Raw genomic sequence first — 15316 nt, 5'->3', positions numbered from 1 at the left:
GACTTTTAGTTTTTTCATGGCGTTTTTTTTAGGAGCTGTTTCATGCTCATATCTTTTATGGTGAACTCCACCATAAAAAGATGTAGCTGCTATCAGGGCTAGGGCATCGGTTTTCAGGAAATATTGTTATTTTAATTTTTAAGCAGATTTATAGTCATTTTTGTCATCCTGACGAAGGAAGGATCTTCGTAAGAAACGTCAACAAATACTGGATTTTTATTGTTAAGCAGCTTATGGGATTTCTCGTTCTCAAAATGACATAGTATGACCGTATTTCTTTATTTTTGAAAAAAGCTTTTTTGACTTTATGTCAAACCAACAATTATGACTTTCAATAAAGAAACATACCTCAACAACCTAAAACAAACCTTTCAGAGTTACTCCCCTATTTCTGAAAGGTCATGGAAGCTGATTGACAACATCTCAGAATTCCAAACCCTTAAAAAAGGAGAAACACTACTACAAAACGGAGAAATTGCTAAAAACCTTCATTTTATAGCAAAAGGTATCCTGAGAGCATATATTACAGATCAGCAGGGAAATTTCTACAATAAAAATCTCTTTTTCGAAATGCATTCGCAGGTTCTAAAGTTTCATTGATGCTTCAAACGCCTTCAAATTTTACAATTGAAGCTTTGGAAGACTGTGTAATAATCAACATTGACTATAAAAAATATATGAAGCTGATTAACGAAAATGAAGATCTCAAAAACTTCTATATCGCTCATTTGGAAAAAAACTGGATTATCGAAAAAGAGCAAAGAGAAGTTGCGCTCGTTATGCAAAACGCTACTGAGAGATACGTACAACTTCTTGAAAAACATACTGATATTGCAGATCGTATTCCGTTATTGCATATCGCATCGCATTTGGGAATCACGCCTACTCAGTTAAGCCGAATCAGGAAGAGCGTTGAAAAAGATTTGTAAATCAACATATGTAAAGGTTTTTCAATAAGGCTAGATTTATCTTTGCTGTATTATTAATTTCGTTATTAAAAAATGAAAAATATAAATCTCATAAAAGATAATATCGACAATCTAACCGGCTTTTGGAAAACAGTTGGAGTTCCTTTCCAAGCGTACAAAAAACAGGATGCAATCGAATACTGTAAAATAGAAAATTCAGGCTGGCCTAATAAGTTGTGGTTTAGAGAAGATATTAAAGAAAATGATCTCTCAAAAATCATTGAAATTGTAAAAAACAATCCAGGTTTGGTAATTCCGTATTGGGATATTTTTAGAAGTAATTCCAGTCATTTTCTGGAACAAAACAGTTTTGAAATCAAAACGGAACAAATTGGAATGTTTTTAGAGCTGAATCAAAAATTTACACTTCAGGATAATTTAACTTTCAAAAAAGTAATTACTGAGGAAGATGCCAAAATCTGGTCAGAGGTTTATCCCAATGCTTTTGGCTACGTCATCAGAAAAGACATTCTGATTCAGGATTATCAAAACGCACATTTCTATTTGGTCTCTGCAGATAAAAAACCAATCGGAACTTTTATGCTTTACCAAACAGAAAAAGATATGGGGATTCATGGTGTTGGCGTAATTCCCGAAATGCGCAGAAAAGGCTTCGCAGAGGAAATTATGAAATTTGCCATAAATATCTCTATCGATTTAAATGCCGAAACCGCACATTTGCAAGCCTCAGCAATGGGAAAGGCTATTTACAACAGATTAGGTTTTGAGGATTTATTTTTGATTAAGAATTATGTTTTGGAAACCGAATGAATGGGAAACACGTAATAAGGATTCTCTAAGCGAAAATGCGAATAAAAAGTTTTTTTGTCATTTCGACGGAGGAGAAATCACACTAGGAACTCCACAATCAAAATCGCCAATCTTTGTCGAGCTTCTTATGTGATTTCTCCCAAAAGGTCGAAATGACAAGATTGCGATTGCATTATCAGAAATTTCATGTAGCTTCTACAGATTTAAGCAGATCTCTTTCTTCTTTCTTCTTTCTCTATTCTCTTTCTTCTTCAAATTCCAAAATCATCAATATGTCCTAAATGCCCCTAAAATAGTCAGAAATACCTGTTTCATAAAAAAAATAGTAATGGTAGATTTGTATGGAATAATTAACTAATAACTATTTTTAAAACAAACCAATGAAAAAAGAAAAAATTATTTTCTGGACTACGACCATTCTTATTTTTCTGTTTGAAGGTGTTATGCCGGCACTGACTTCACAGACTGAACTTGCAAAAGAAGGAATAAGACATTTAGGATATCCTGAATATTTCGGAAATGCATTAGTCGTTTTCAAAATTTTGGGCGTATTGGCATTAGTGATTCCACAAGTACCAAATCGTATTAAGGAGTGGGCTTATGCGGGTTTTGCTTTCGACTTTATATTCGCATCAATAAGTCATTTTGCAGTTGACGGATTGGATTTTCAGGGATTCTTTCCTTTAATCATTCTCGCCATTTTAATGACTTCTTATATCTATCATCATAAAATAGAACGTGCTAAAAACAGTTCTATATAAATCCAATTGCGATGATAGAAGTTTTTAAAACAAATGTTCAGGAAGCAGCACACTCAGAAATGATTATAGGGCGGCTTCTTGAACATTTCCCTAACAGCGTCATCAATTTTGATCTGGAGGACTGCGATAAAATTCTGCGTATCCATGCTTCAGAAATTTCAAATCATAAAATAATCGAACTTCTAAATTCACATGGCTTTAAGTGTGAAGTACTTTTATAAAACCTTAATTTACTGATTAACAAAATAATAAATAAAAATCGTAATTTTAAGTTTCAACTTTAATATAAGTACAAAATGAATATACCGGCAGCACATCAGACTATTATGCCTTATTTGATTTTACAGGGCGCTACAAAATTTATCGATTTTACAAAAAAAGTTTTCGGCGCTGCTGAAACTACTACAAAATCATTTAGGGAAGACGGCACTGTCATGCATGCCGAAATTACCCTAAACGGCAGTACCATAATGGTAACTGATGAAACTGCTGACTGGGCAAAACAAACTGCGAACTTATTTGTATATGTCCATAATGCAGATGAAACCTATCAGAAAGCAATAAATAATGGTGCTGTTTCTGTAATGGGATTAAGCAATCAGGATTACGGAAGAACCTGTGGCGTAACCGATCCTTTTGGAAATGTCTGGTGGATTACCTCTGTAAATAATGCGCATCTTAATTAAAAATTATGAAAATGGAATTAAAACAAGAAATTACCACAACTTTTCAACAATTAAATGAAACAATTTCTCTATTTACACAAGAAGAGATTAATCGTATTCCGTTTGAAGGAAGCTGGACAGCTGGTCAGGTCACCCGACATATTATAAAAGCAACATCTGGCTTTACTAAAGTTTGCGGTTCAAATACCAAAAAGTTAGATCAGCCAGCGAATGCTAAGATTCCTACACTCAAAGAAATTTTTCTTAATTTGAATAAAAAATATGATTCCCCCGATTTTATATATCCGGAAAGTAAAGAATACGACAAAATTGATCTGCTATCCACACTCCAAAAAATCAAAAATGAAACGCTGAGCATAGCCACCAATTATGATTTAACGCTTACCTGCATGGATTTTGAAATACCCGGAATAGGAAATTTAACTATTTATGAACTGCTTAGCTTTGGAGTTTTTCATACGCAAAGACATACATATCAACTAAAAAATATCTATACTTCATTAAAAAATAATCCGGAAGCTTAAACAGATAACGGCTGATAATGCTGTATCATTTCTAAAAATACGGTTTCTGTACGGGAAAAATATTGTCTGTTGCTGCGGCTTTTTTTTAACTTCTCAAAATATTCTTTAATCGTTCCGTCTTCATAAGTTGAAATCAATAAAGGATGTACATAATAGTTTTTGCAAACATTTCGGGTATTTCCTAAAGCTTCAGCAGTAACATCAAAAGCAGTCAAAATATTTTTCTTGATTTCCTTTTCATCTTCTGAAATTCCTAATTCCATTAATGCTTCAAAGAAAATAACCGATGCTGACCATGTCCGGAAATCTTTCGCACTAAAATATTCTCCTGATATTTCATGCAGATATACATTGACCATATGGCTGTCCAGAATTCTCTTTTCACCATTTTCATCGTAATATTTAAAAACCTCCCAGCCCGGAATCTCTTCGCATTTGCTGACTAATTTAATCAGCTTTTTGTTTCGGATTGTTATCGTATGTTGTATGCCCTTTTTGCCGGTAAATTCAAATTTTATTGCATTTTTATCAATGTTAATGTGCCTTTTTCGCAGGGTAGAAAGCCCGTAAGATTTGTTGTCTTTCGCATACTTTTCATTTCCTATCCTGATATGGGTTTCTTCCATCAAACGAATGACCAGTGCTACGACTTTCTCTTTTGACCATTCTTTTTTCTCTAAATCAGAATCGACCTGTTTTCTAATAGCCGGGAGCATTCTCCCAAAATCGGCTATTTTATAAAATTTGGTTTGATTGCGGATTAAATTCCATTTTGGATGATAACGATATTGCTTTCTGTTTTTCTGATCTAATCCTACTGCTTGAAGATGACCATTGGACAAATCCGAAATCCTGACATTTTCCCATGCAGGCGGGAGTACCAGACTGTGAATGCGTTTTAATTCACTCTTCTTTTTAATGTGCCTTCCATTTTTTTTATAAACAAAAACATCTCCTTCTTTACATCTCTCTATGGGCATCGATTTATCACTTACATAAACCAAATCTAATTTTTCTATAGCCTTCTCAGGTTTTGTGATTAAAAGGGTCATTAATTTATCGTGGGACTTTGTAGTTGTATTCATATTAGTATATAATTAGGGCTTATTTTTTAGGGATATCCAAAAACCAAATACCTGATTTGCAGTTTTTTAAACTAATCATAAATATCATACAATAAAAAATATAGTATTAATCCTATTGATTTTTTTTTTAACTTTAAAACACTTTCTACAAGTCCTTTAGTTTTACATAATTCCCATCTAAAACCTTTTGAGTTAATTTTTTAGCTGATTGGATTAAATACAGGCTTGCTTCTAAAATAATTTTATATCAAAATAAATTAAGTAAGGAATTTAACTACAAAACAATTAAAATCCTTGACTTCTTATATAAACCGAATGATTTATTAAACGAAATAAAAATGATCCCAATGAAAACGCTACAAACTATTAAATCGAAAATTATTTTCATGTCAACGTATCCGCCGACTCAATGTGGTATTGCCACTTATACACAAGATACCATCAAAGGGATTATGGACGTATATGGAAACTCAATCAGCTGTGAAATTTGTGAACTGGTAAAATCTCCCAAAGAAAATCCAACTCAGGCTTTTACATTAAATACAAATGACAAGGAAGATTATGTAAGAGTTGCCGAAGAAATCAATAATGATGATTTGGTAAAACTGGTACACATTCAGCATGAATTTGGTTTATTTGCCGGCAACTATGGAGATTATTTATTAGAGTTTTTAAATGCTATAAAGAAACCTGTAACCTTTACTTTTCACAGTGTTATTCAAAATCCAAATAACGAATTAAAAACTTTTGTAAAATTACTTTTAAGTTACAGTAATTCTGTTTTTGTGATGACTAATCAATCTCAGGAAATCCTAATGAGAGATTATAACATTCAGGAAGACATTATCACATGCGTACCACACGGAACCCACGTTGTGGTTTATGAAACACCTGAACAGGCCAAACAAAAATTCAATGTGGAAGGCAGAAAAGTACTTTCTACTTTCGGACTTTTGGGTGAAGGAAAAAATATTGAGACAGGATTACAGGCTTTATCTAAAATTGTAGAAAAAGAGCCCAATGTGCTTTACCTGATTATCGGAAGGACACATCCTAATTTAATTATAGATGGTGTTGATCATTACCGTAATAAATTAGAAGCCCTTGTTGACGAATTAAACTTACATAACAATGTTCGTTTCATCAATCAATATTTAGAAACAAATGAACTTTTGGATTACCTGAAAGCAACAGATATCTATTTATTTACTTCAAAAGATCCAAATCAGGCTGTAAGCGGTACTTTTGCTTATGCAATGAGCTGCGCATGCCCTCTTGTTGCATCAAAAATTCCTCATACTTTAGAAGTCCTAAGTTCAGATTGTGGTGTTTTAGTTGATATCGGAAATGTTGATCAGTTTGCTGAAGCAACACTTAAATTACTTTCTGATGATAATCTAAGAGAGGAAATGGGTAAAAATGCTTTTCGTAAAATGAGAGCATCTTCATGGGAAAATGTTGCCATAACACACATGAGCAGATACACAGACCTAATTGAAAACGATACCGTAATTGACTTCGATTATCCTGAAATTCAACTGAAACACGTTAAAAAACTGACAACCGATTTAGGAATGATTCAATTCAGTAACATTTCTATTCCGGATTTATCTTCTGGTTATACCTTGGATGATAACGCCAGAGCATTGGTAGCCGTTGGAATGCACTATAAATTGACGGGCGACAAAGACGATTTGCCTTATATGCTGATTTATCTGGACTTTATTCACCGTTGTCAAAAACCAGACGGAAGTTTCATTAATTATGTTGATGAACACAACAGAGAACATATCGAACAAAATGCAGAGGTAAACCTGGAAGACTCCAACGCCAGAGGAATCTGGGCATTAGGAAGCGTAATTGCCTTAAAAGATATTTTACCGGAAAACATTGTACAAAAAGCTTCAGAATGTTTTCTGAAAAGCCTGCCTTGGGCTGAAACGATTCAGTCACCGCGTTCCATCGGATTTGCCACAAAAGGACTGTATTTATACAATTCTGCAATCCCAAACTTGTATGTTTCGGCAATTGTTAATAAACTGAATGCAAAACTGGTTTCCAACTACGAAATCCATGCTACCGAAGAGTGGAAATGGTTCGAAAATTATTTAACCTACGGAAACGGAATCCTTCCTGAATCTATGTTGTACGCCTATTTGGTAACCAACAAGCCTATTTACAAAAAAATAGCACTGGAATCACTGGATTTCCTTCTGTCAAAAATGTTTACTAAAAATGGTTTCAAAGTTATTTCAAATAACGGATGGTATCATAAAGGTTCAGAACCTCAGGAATATGGAGAACAGCCAATTGATGTTTCATACATTATACAGACACTAAACGGCTTTTATAATGAATTCAAAAATCCGTTATACAAAGAATATATGAAAACCGCATTTAACTGGTTTTTAGGCAAAAATCATTTAAATCAGATTATGTATAATCCGGTTAGCGGAGGCGGTTATGACGGCCTTGAAAAAGACAATATAAATCTTAACCAGGGTGCAGAATCAACTGTTTGTTATCTGACAGCCAGATTAATCATGGAGAACTTTAAAGAAGCCGAATGCAAGGTAATTGACCTTGTTAAAACAAAGGCTGACCTGATTATAAATTCTTAAAGTGCTTATATATTTCAAACCAAAATCCCTTTTTAGCGAAAGGGATTTTTTTTTATTTAAAATTGTCCCAAACGTCATTCTTATATAATTATTGTAACAGAATGAAAATTATATAAGGTTGCAAAAAAGTTGTGTAAAGAATTTTAACAAGTATCGAGGTAACTTTCAACTATAATTAAAAAGCAATATAAAATTGTTAAAAAACTGATTTTCAGAACACATAACTCTAAAACTAAAGATTTTGATTCTAACCTTAAAAAATACTTTCGAAGATATAGGAAATACAACAATGTTTGCAGTCCGGTTTTTTAAAGAGCTTTTTGTTCCGCCTTATGAAACCAGACAATTCCTTAAACAATGTTATGTTATTGGTTATAAGTCATTGCCATTGGTAGCCATAACAGGGTTTATTATGGGGCTGGTACTTACTTTACAATCAAGACCTACCTTAGTAAAATTTGGCGCAGAATCATGGCTGCCTGGTATGGTGGCCCTTTCCTTAATCCGTGAAATTGCTCCGGTAATTACCGCTTTGATTTGTGCCGGAAAAGTATCATCCGGAATTGGTGCCGAATTAGGATCTATGAAAGTGACCGAGCAAATTGATGCTATGGAAGTTTCGGCCATTAACCCTTATAATTATTTAGTCGTTACCCGAATCCTTGCTACCACTTTAATGGTTCCCATTCTTGTGTTTTTTGCAGATGCTATTGGAATTTTCGGAGGTTATATAGGTGTCAATATACATGGTGACATGGGCTTTTACCGATACATCACAAAGATATTCCAGTCACTTGAATTTCTGGATTTGATTCCGGCCACTATAAAGACTTTTTTCTTTGGATTTTTTATTGGAATGATTGGATGTTATAAAGGATTCAATGCTTCCAACGGGACAGAAAGCGTTGGTAAGGCTGCAAACTCTGCAGTTGTAACAGCTTCTCTTTCGATTTTCATTATTGATATGCTTGCCGTTCAGATAACCGATTTATTTTTTTAAGATGATAAAGGAAAAAGAAAATATAGAACCTACAGCCGAAGCGGGTAAAAAAACGCCCATAATCGAAATCAAAGATTTGCATAAAACTTTTGGTAAAAATAACCAGGTTTTAAAAGGAGTGAATTTTACCGTAAACAAAGGCGAAGACTTAGTTATTTTAGGACGCTCAGGTTCCGGAAAATCGGTAACCATAAAATGCATTGTGGGACTTATCACGCCTGATAAAGGTGAAATAAAAGTCTTTGATGAAAATGTGCTGGAACTTAAAAAAAAGGAACTCAATGAAATGAGGGTCAGAATTGGATTTTTGTTTCAAAGCGGAGCTTTATACGATTCGATGTCGGTAAGAGAAAATCTCGCTTTTACCCTTAAAAAACACAAGCGCGATTTAAGTGCGGATGAAGTGGAGAAGGAAGTTATAGAAGCGCTCGATAGTGTAGGACTGACCGATGCAATTGATAAAATGCCATCTGAATTATCAGGCGGAATGCGCAAAAGAATAGGCCTGGCCCGTACTCTCATTTTAAAGCCTGAAATTATTTTATATGATGAACCCACTACAGGATTAGATACAATTACATCAAGAGAGATCAGCGAATTGATATTAGATATCAAACAAAAGCAAAAAACCACTGCAATCATTATTACACACGATATGCCTTGTGCAAAATTAACCGCTGACCGCATTATCGTTTTAAAAGAAGGTACCATACAGGCAGAAGGAACTTACGAAGAATTAGAAAAAAGTGAAGACGAATGGGTACGCTCATTCTTTGAATAAAAATATAAAACCAAAAACAAAGATCATGAAGAAGCAATCTGGATATACCTGGAAATTAGGAATGTTTGTAACAATAGGTTTACTGCTTTTTATACTGGCAGTTTACTTTATCGGAAAACAAAAAAATCTTTTTGGATCTACATTCCGAATTACATCTAGTTTTAAAACTGTAAGCGGATTGGAGGTTGGTAATAATGTACGATTTTCCGGAATCAATATTGGGACTATAGACGAAATTCAGCTGGTGAATGATTCCACCGTTGTAGTAGGAATGGTCATTAAAGATGATGTCCGCGAATTTATTAAAACAGATGCAAGGGCAAGTATTGGATCTGACGGACTGATGGGTGATAAAGTACTTACCATATCTCCGGGAGTAAAGTCGCAGACAGCAATTGAAAATAATGGTCAAATTGCCTCAGTCAGCAGTGTAGAAATGAGCGACATTATGAAAACCGTCAAAAAAAGCATGGATAATGTAAGCGTAATTTCCGAAGAACTGGCGATTTTTAGTCATAGTATGAACAATGGTAACGGAGCTCTGTCAAAATTAATTAGCGATCCGGGAATGGCAAACGCTATGGATAAAACCCTTAACAATCTTGAAAAAGGAACGAAAGGTTTCAGTGAAAATATGGAAGCTGCCAAAAGCAACTTTCTGCTAAGAGGTTACTTTAAGAAAAAAGAAAAAGAGAAGGAAGAAAAACTGGAAGAAGCAAAAGAAAAAAAGGAAGAACAGCAGGAAAAAGCGGAGAAAGAAAAGGAAGAAAAATTGAAAGAAGAAAAGAAAAAAGCAGAGGAAGCAGCTAAAAAAGCTGAAGAGAACAAAAAAAAGAATAAATAAAGTTAGCGTGCATGAATTCCAACTTCAAACATATTGCCTTTAAAACAGCAAAAATTTCAGGAATAGTAATAGCAAGTATTTTGCTGTTACTTTTTTTGATTCCGTTGCTTTTCCCGGGAACTGTTGCTTCTGAAGTAAAAAAAATTGCCAATGAAAGATTAGACAGTAAAATGGAGTTTTCAAAATCTCATTTTTCATTCTTTACACACTTTCCTTCACTCACAGTTTCACTTGACGATTTATCCCTTACAGGCTCTGCACCTTTCAAAAATGACACTTTGCTGAAAGCTGAACAGGTTTCTTTTGGAATAAATATTAAAAGATTATTATTCGACAATGAAGTAAAAATTAATGAATTATATGTTTCAAAAGCAGATATAAATGTGATGGTAAACCAAAAAGGAGAAGCCAATTATAACATTTATATTGCTCCAAAAGATGTGAAAAAGGATAAAAATGCTCCTGAAGAAGGAACTGCAATTCGCCTGGAACGTATTGATTTTAAAGATTGTCATATCAAATACAACGACCGCTCGGCTAAAATTCTGGTTGATGCAAAAGGTTTCAATTATGTTGGAAAAGGGAACTTAAGCGAAGATATTTTCGACCTCAATACGGATGCAAAAATTGATAATGTCGATTTTTATTACGACCGAACAGCTTATCTCCGAAAAAAAGAATTGCGTGCCGATTTAATTACACGAATAAATACAAATGCACTTTCATTCATCCTTCAGAAAAATGAATTAAAAATCAATAAACTGCCTTTAAAGTTCACCGGTTTATTTACTATTTTAAGAGATGGATACAAAATCAATATTAAAGCTGCTTCAGAGGATACTACTGTAAAAGATTTATTATCTGTAATGCCTCCAGAATATTTAACATGGCTTGAAGAAACCAAAATTTCTGGCAAAAGTGATTTGATTTTTACTTTTAAAGGTAATTATAATGTATCCAAAAAGCAAAAGCCAGACTTGGCTTTTAATCTAAAAGTTAATGAAGGCGCCATCGATTATCAGAATGCCCCTGCCCCATTAACAGATTTTCAAATGAATGTGAATGCTATTATGCCTTCACTGGATATGGAAAAACTTTTAGTGAATCTAAAGACATTCAGGTTTAAAGTGGGCGAAAAAGATTATTTCACTGCTTATTTACGAAGCAAAGGTTTTACCGAAATGGATGTAGATGCAAGCGTAAAAGGCGCATTGGACCTGGCAACTGTAGATGCTGCTATAGGCTTAAGCAGTTTAGAACTCAAAGGGATTTTAAAAACCAATATTCAGGCAAAGGGTAAATTTAGTACTTCAAAAAAACTATTCCCAAAAACCATTGGCGGAATTTCATTACGCAATGGCTGGCTTAAAACAGATTCGTATCCTAACCCAATCACCAATATCACTTTTGTAGCCAATGCACTTAATAAAGCTGGCACCTACAAAGATTTGATAATAGCTGTGGCGCCTGCCTCTTTTGTGTTTGAAGGCAATCCGGTTTATGTAAATGCAGCACTTTCAGATTTTAGTGATCTGGCTTATAATGCAAAAATCAAGGGAGAACTCAACGTGGGGAATATTTACAAGGTATTCTCGAAAAAAGGAATGGATGTTTCCGGCTATGCCAAAGCAGACCTTTCACTTCAGGGAAAACAAAGTTATGCTACAAACGGACAGTATGATAAACTGAATAATAAAGGAACTATCATACTAAAAAATATCAAGGCAACATCAGAACTTTTTCCGAAGGCATTTTTTATTAAACAAGGGAATTTCAGGTTTCAGAATGAAAAAATGTGGTTCGAAAAGTTCTACGCTACTTATGGAAAATCCGATTTCGATATTAACGGATACCTTTTGAATACAATCAATTATTTCCTGGAATCACGCGGAACACTAAGCGGTAATTTCAATATGAAATCGAAACTGATCAATGTGGATGAATTTATGGCTTTGGAAAAAGGTGAAAACACAGACCGGAAATTAGAAGTAGAATATGCAAAAGAAGATCATCCAAAAATGAGCGGAGTAGTTATTATACCCGAAAATTTAGATGTCAGCCTTACCGCAAATGCAGATAAAGTCGAATATAACGGTCTTGTCTTTAACGATCTTAAAGGAAAAACAGGTGTCTCTAAAGGCAATTTCTATTTGCAAAATGCCGTATTTAATATTATTGATTGTGCGCTGGTGGTTGATGCATCATACACAGATGAATCTCCTACTGCAGCTCGTTTTGATGCACATTTTCGTGCAAAAGATTTCAGTGTTCAAAGAGCTTATAAAGAAATCCCGATGTTTCATGAGATGGTTACTGCCGCCGAAAAAGCGCATGGAATTATCTCTGTAGATTATAAAGTTAAAGGTGATCTGGACGGAAATATGAGTCCGATATACGAATCTCTTGAAGGAGGCGGTACGCTGAATCTGCGCGATGTAAAAATCAAAGGCCTTAAATTATTTGACGGAATAAGTTCTAAAACCGGTCAGGATGGGCTAAACAATCCTGATATGAAAGGTATCGAAATCAAATCAAAAATTGATAAGAATCTCATTCACCTTGAACCATTTACTTTCAGTGTAGCCAGTTTTAGACCCACTGTAAAAGGAACAACCAGCTTTAACGGATTACTGGACTTAAGAATGCGATTGGGGCTTCCGCCATTTGGGATTGTTGGTTTTCCAATAACCATTACCGGTACTCATGAAGAGCCGAAAATAAAAATATTCAGCAAAACAGGAAAAGAAATACTTGGTGCTGTTTATAACGAAAAAAGCAATACAGTAATAAAGAAAGAAAAAGTGAAGTAAAATAAATGCAATATTAAAAAGACACTTATCTATAAGCACAAGCGAAATAATATAAAAATCGACGCCAAACCCCTAAAAACATGAAATTACGCTCAACAGAAAGTTTCTGGCCCTTGAAACATGCAATGAACACTAGTTATCCATCATTAGATTCTGATATTGAAACGGAAATTTTAATCATTGGAGGCGGGATTACCGGAGCCCTCATTGCCTATCAGCTTATTAATGAAGGAAAAAAAGTAGTTGTCGTTGACCGCCGTGACATTGGCAACGGAAGTACAGCAGCAAGTACTGCCCTGCTGCAATATGAAATTGACGTTCCGCTGCATGAACTCATTAATTTAAGGGGTAAAGAATGCGCTGTTGACAGTTATAACAACGGAAAAAAAGCCATCTTTGACCTCCGAAAAATTATAGACGATGTAAAAAGCGACTGCCATTTTGAATTCAAAAAAAGCATTTATTTCTGCTCTTTAAAAAAAGATATTCCGTTTTTAAAAAATGAATTTAATGCCAGAAAAGAACATGGTTTTGATGTAAACTGGCTTGAAAGATGGGATCTGGAAAAATATGGGCTAAATGCTATTGCTGCTATAGAATCCACAACAGCTGCCGTGATGGATCCGTACAGACTTGCGCAAGATTTATATGTTTATTGCGAAGAAAAAGGAATGCAGATTTTTGACCGTACAAACATTGTTTCGACAGAAAATCAAAAAGAAAAAATGATTGCCCGAACGCAAAATAAATATACCATAAAAGCAAACCACATCATCCACTGCAGCGGTTACGAAAGCACCGAAACCCTTAAAGAGAAAGTGGTGAACTTAAAAAGCACTTATGTAATTGCATCTGAAAGCATACCAGGATTATCTACTGCATTTAAAAATTGTATCTTCTGGGATACATCAAAACCCTATCTCTATTTTAGGAGTACTCCTGACAATCGAATTATTATGGGCGGTGGAGATGAAGATTTTAAAGATCCTGTAAAACGTGACAAATTTCTGCCCAGAAAAGAAAAGTTTCTTTTACATAAATTCGAAAAAAAATTCCCGAAAATTAATTTCAAAATAGATTATTCATGGGCTGGTACTTTTGGCGAGACCAAAGATGGACTGCCCTACTTTGGAAAACCAGATCCTGATGTAAACGAACACTACATTTTAGGATTTGGCGGTAACGGAATCACTTTCAGCGTTATGGCCATGAATTCGATTATGGATTCTATAAAAAACAAAACACACCCGGATTTGGAATATTACCGATTTGGAAGGTAAATTTTCTATTCGTTTAAAACTTAATTCCTTCCTATTAGATAATCAAAATACTGTTTGATGATTTGTAAGAAATAATAAATATATTTGAAAAAAAATAATACGAAACAAACCTTCGTATATACACCTAAATTTGGGTAGATATGCGAATGTTTGTTTCGCATATAAACGAGTTGTATGCAATTGCAAAGAAACCACTATGATAGAAGAACTTATAAAAAAAACCAACGACAAAGATTTTTATAACGATTGTGATTTAAAAATTGAAACATATAGCTTTAGAACTTCAGATAATACTTTTGAAATGGTACTTTCAATTAATCAAAATAGTTATGATATTCCAATTGAATATGAAGAATGGAAATTAACGTGTAGTAATACTGAAAAATTTGATGGTTTTTTTTGGAGTTTAACTTTGCCATACGTTAAAATGAAAATCTTGGACAAACATCCGTTATTACTAATTTTTCATGAAAATGAACTTGAATGCGAAATTAAAGACAAACCAGAAAATGTAAGTGAATTTATTGGTGACATTAGTAACGTTTTGGAAAAAGAAACGGGAAATTGGATTGCTGTAAAAGAATATTTTTGGAATAATGAGGAATACTATGAGAAATACTCAAAAAGAACAATCTGTATTCCAAAATCTTTGGAAAAGCCTATTCGTAAAATATGCGAAAAACATAAATTAAATTTTCAAATAAAGAATGAAATCATAGAAAAAGATAAAGGTTTCGCAGACAAACCAAAGTCAAAAATTTTAATATTTGGAAATGAAGATGTAAGCCCAAATGATTTTAATCTGAATCAACCATTTATAATCGCAGAAAAGTTTACAGCAGAAAGAATTAAATAAAAGCAACTGCATACAACAGCTACTACAACGGATTTGGGCAATAGGCTTAATGGAAAAATGGCTTTGTATTTGTATAATTTGGCAAATCCAAAGAATCGGCTTAATTTAGTCCCAAACCCGCTGTAGTACCAGAACGTCAGGCTGTGAAAAAACCTCATTTTTCGATTTAAATCTTCAAAATTTGCGATACTGCAATTCAAATAAAGAGGCTGTCTCAAAAGTGAGGCAGCTTTTTTTGTGGCATAAAAAAAAGGAAAGTTTTCGCTTTCCTAATTCTTGCAATTTAATTAAATTGCGGTGTGTGTATAGCTTCAAAAGTAGTCTTTAAA

15 protein-coding genes are annotated in these 15316 nt (G+C 34.0%); 14 read left to right on the top strand and 1 reads right to left on the bottom strand.

Annotated features, from left to right (window positions below):
• Positions 1–324: 324 nt before the first annotated feature.
• The 7 genes from K8B81_RS19435 (at position 325) to K8B81_RS19405 (ending at position 3710) form a co-directional block, all read left to right on the top strand.
• Complete coding sequence (locus tag K8B81_RS19435) at positions 325–600, top strand: cyclic nucleotide-binding domain-containing protein (RefSeq protein WP_223683206.1); 276 nt, start codon at positions 325–327, stop codon at positions 598–600.
• Positions 600–929, top strand: coding sequence for a Crp/Fnr family transcriptional regulator (locus K8B81_RS19430; RefSeq protein ID WP_223683205.1), 330 nt, complete (start codon positions 600–602; stop codon positions 927–929). The genes K8B81_RS19435 and K8B81_RS19430 overlap by 1 nt, the downstream gene beginning before the upstream one ends.
• 72 nt (positions 930–1001) lie before the next feature.
• Positions 1002–1739: a GNAT family N-acetyltransferase gene (locus tag K8B81_RS19425; RefSeq protein WP_223683204.1), complete on the top strand. Its 738-nt coding sequence runs from the start codon at positions 1002–1004 to the stop codon at positions 1737–1739.
• A gap of 380 nt (positions 1740–2119) precedes the next feature.
• Positions 2120–2500: a DoxX family protein gene (locus K8B81_RS19420; protein WP_025571721.1), complete on the top strand. Its 381-nt coding sequence runs from the start codon at positions 2120–2122 to the stop codon at positions 2498–2500.
• Between the two features lie 11 nt (positions 2501–2511).
• Positions 2512–2721 carry a hypothetical protein gene (locus K8B81_RS19415; protein WP_223683203.1) on the top strand — a complete coding sequence of 70 codons (210 nt, stop codon included), beginning with the start codon at positions 2512–2514 and terminating at the stop codon, positions 2719–2721.
• 75 nt (positions 2722–2796) lie between these two features.
• Positions 2797–3186, top strand: coding sequence for a VOC family protein (locus tag K8B81_RS19410; RefSeq protein ID WP_223683202.1), 390 nt, complete (start codon positions 2797–2799; stop codon positions 3184–3186).
• An 11-nt stretch (positions 3187–3197) separates the two neighbouring features.
• Complete coding sequence (locus K8B81_RS19405; RefSeq protein WP_223683201.1) at positions 3198–3710, top strand: DinB family protein; 513 nt, start codon at positions 3198–3200, stop codon at positions 3708–3710.
• Here K8B81_RS19405 and K8B81_RS19400 read toward each other — a convergent pair.
• The gene (locus K8B81_RS19400) at positions 3707–4795 is read right to left on the bottom strand and encodes a DNA topoisomerase IB (RefSeq protein ID WP_025571727.1); all 1089 of its coding nucleotides are present in this window, start codon (positions 4793–4795) and stop codon (positions 3707–3709) included. The two genes, K8B81_RS19405 and K8B81_RS19400, sit on opposite strands and share 4 nt — an antisense overlap.
• Positions 4796–5142: 347 nt before the next feature.
• Here K8B81_RS19400 and K8B81_RS19395 point away from each other — a divergent pair, with 347 nt between their 5' ends.
• From K8B81_RS19395 to K8B81_RS19365, 7 genes are all read left to right on the top strand, one after another.
• The gene (locus tag K8B81_RS19395) at positions 5143–7416 is read left to right on the top strand and encodes a glycosyltransferase (protein WP_223683200.1); all 2274 of its coding nucleotides are present in this window, start codon (positions 5143–5145) and stop codon (positions 7414–7416) included.
• A gap of 241 nt (positions 7417–7657) precedes the next feature.
• Positions 7658–8416 carry an MlaE family ABC transporter permease gene (locus K8B81_RS19390; protein ID WP_223683199.1) on the top strand — a complete coding sequence of 253 codons (759 nt, stop codon included), beginning with the start codon at positions 7658–7660 and terminating at the stop codon, positions 8414–8416.
• A 1-nt stretch (position 8417) separates the two neighbouring features.
• Positions 8418–9197, top strand: a complete 780-nt coding sequence (locus K8B81_RS19385) for an ABC transporter ATP-binding protein (protein WP_025571730.1) — start codon at positions 8418–8420, stop codon at positions 9195–9197.
• Positions 9198–9222: 25 nt separating this feature from the next.
• A complete protein-coding gene (locus K8B81_RS19380) occupies positions 9223–10041 on the top strand; it encodes an MlaD family protein (RefSeq protein ID WP_025571731.1) in 819 nt (272 codons plus the stop codon).
• 11 nt (positions 10042–10052) lie between these two features.
• The gene (locus tag K8B81_RS19375) at positions 10053–12851 is read left to right on the top strand and encodes an AsmA family protein (RefSeq protein ID WP_223683198.1); all 2799 of its coding nucleotides are present in this window, start codon (positions 10053–10055) and stop codon (positions 12849–12851) included.
• Positions 12852–12931: 80 nt separating this feature from the next.
• Complete coding sequence (locus tag K8B81_RS19370) at positions 12932–14131, top strand: NAD(P)/FAD-dependent oxidoreductase (RefSeq protein ID WP_223683197.1); 1200 nt, start codon at positions 12932–12934, stop codon at positions 14129–14131.
• A gap of 196 nt (positions 14132–14327) precedes the next feature.
• Positions 14328–14987, top strand: coding sequence for a hypothetical protein (locus K8B81_RS19365; RefSeq protein WP_223683196.1), 660 nt, complete (start codon positions 14328–14330; stop codon positions 14985–14987).
• Positions 14988–15316: the final 329 nt, after the last annotated feature.

This window comes from Flavobacterium hibisci (assembly GCF_020026925.1).
Lineage (GTDB): Bacteria > Bacteroidota > Bacteroidia > Flavobacteriales > Flavobacteriaceae > Flavobacterium > Flavobacterium hibisci.
The sequence above is the reverse complement of the archived record's forward strand: the minus strand, read 5'-3'. Positions and strand labels throughout refer to the sequence as shown.

What these genes read in the sequence shown, in the direction of transcription:
- K8B81_RS19435 (WP_223683206.1), top strand. Translation starts at nt 325, where the DNA reads ATGACTTTCAATAAAGAAACATACCTCAACAACCTAAAACAAACCTTT.
- K8B81_RS19430 (WP_223683205.1), top strand. Translation starts at nt 600, where the DNA reads ATGCTTCAAACGCCTTCAAATTTTACAATTGAAGCTTTGGAAGACTGT.
- K8B81_RS19425 (WP_223683204.1), top strand. Translation starts at nt 1,002, where the DNA reads ATGAAAAATATAAATCTCATAAAAGATAATATCGACAATCTAACCGGC.
- K8B81_RS19420 (WP_025571721.1), top strand. Translation starts at nt 2,120, where the DNA reads ATGAAAAAAGAAAAAATTATTTTCTGGACTACGACCATTCTTATTTTT.
- K8B81_RS19415 (WP_223683203.1), top strand. Translation starts at nt 2,512, where the DNA reads ATGATAGAAGTTTTTAAAACAAATGTTCAGGAAGCAGCACACTCAGAA.
- K8B81_RS19410 (WP_223683202.1), top strand. Translation starts at nt 2,797, where the DNA reads ATGAATATACCGGCAGCACATCAGACTATTATGCCTTATTTGATTTTA.
- K8B81_RS19405 (WP_223683201.1), top strand. Translation starts at nt 3,198, where the DNA reads ATGGAATTAAAACAAGAAATTACCACAACTTTTCAACAATTAAATGAA.
- K8B81_RS19400 (WP_025571727.1), bottom strand. Translation starts at nt 4,795, where the DNA reads ATGAATACAACTACAAAGTCCCACGATAAATTAATGACCCTTTTAATC.
- K8B81_RS19395 (WP_223683200.1), top strand. Translation starts at nt 5,143, where the DNA reads ATGAAAACGCTACAAACTATTAAATCGAAAATTATTTTCATGTCAACG.
- K8B81_RS19385 (WP_025571730.1), top strand. Translation starts at nt 8,418, where the DNA reads ATGATAAAGGAAAAAGAAAATATAGAACCTACAGCCGAAGCGGGTAAA.
- K8B81_RS19380 (WP_025571731.1), top strand. Translation starts at nt 9,223, where the DNA reads ATGAAGAAGCAATCTGGATATACCTGGAAATTAGGAATGTTTGTAACA.
- K8B81_RS19375 (WP_223683198.1), top strand. Translation starts at nt 10,053, where the DNA reads ATGAATTCCAACTTCAAACATATTGCCTTTAAAACAGCAAAAATTTCA.
- K8B81_RS19370 (WP_223683197.1), top strand. Translation starts at nt 12,932, where the DNA reads ATGAAATTACGCTCAACAGAAAGTTTCTGGCCCTTGAAACATGCAATG.
- K8B81_RS19365 (WP_223683196.1), top strand. Translation starts at nt 14,328, where the DNA reads ATGATAGAAGAACTTATAAAAAAAACCAACGACAAAGATTTTTATAAC.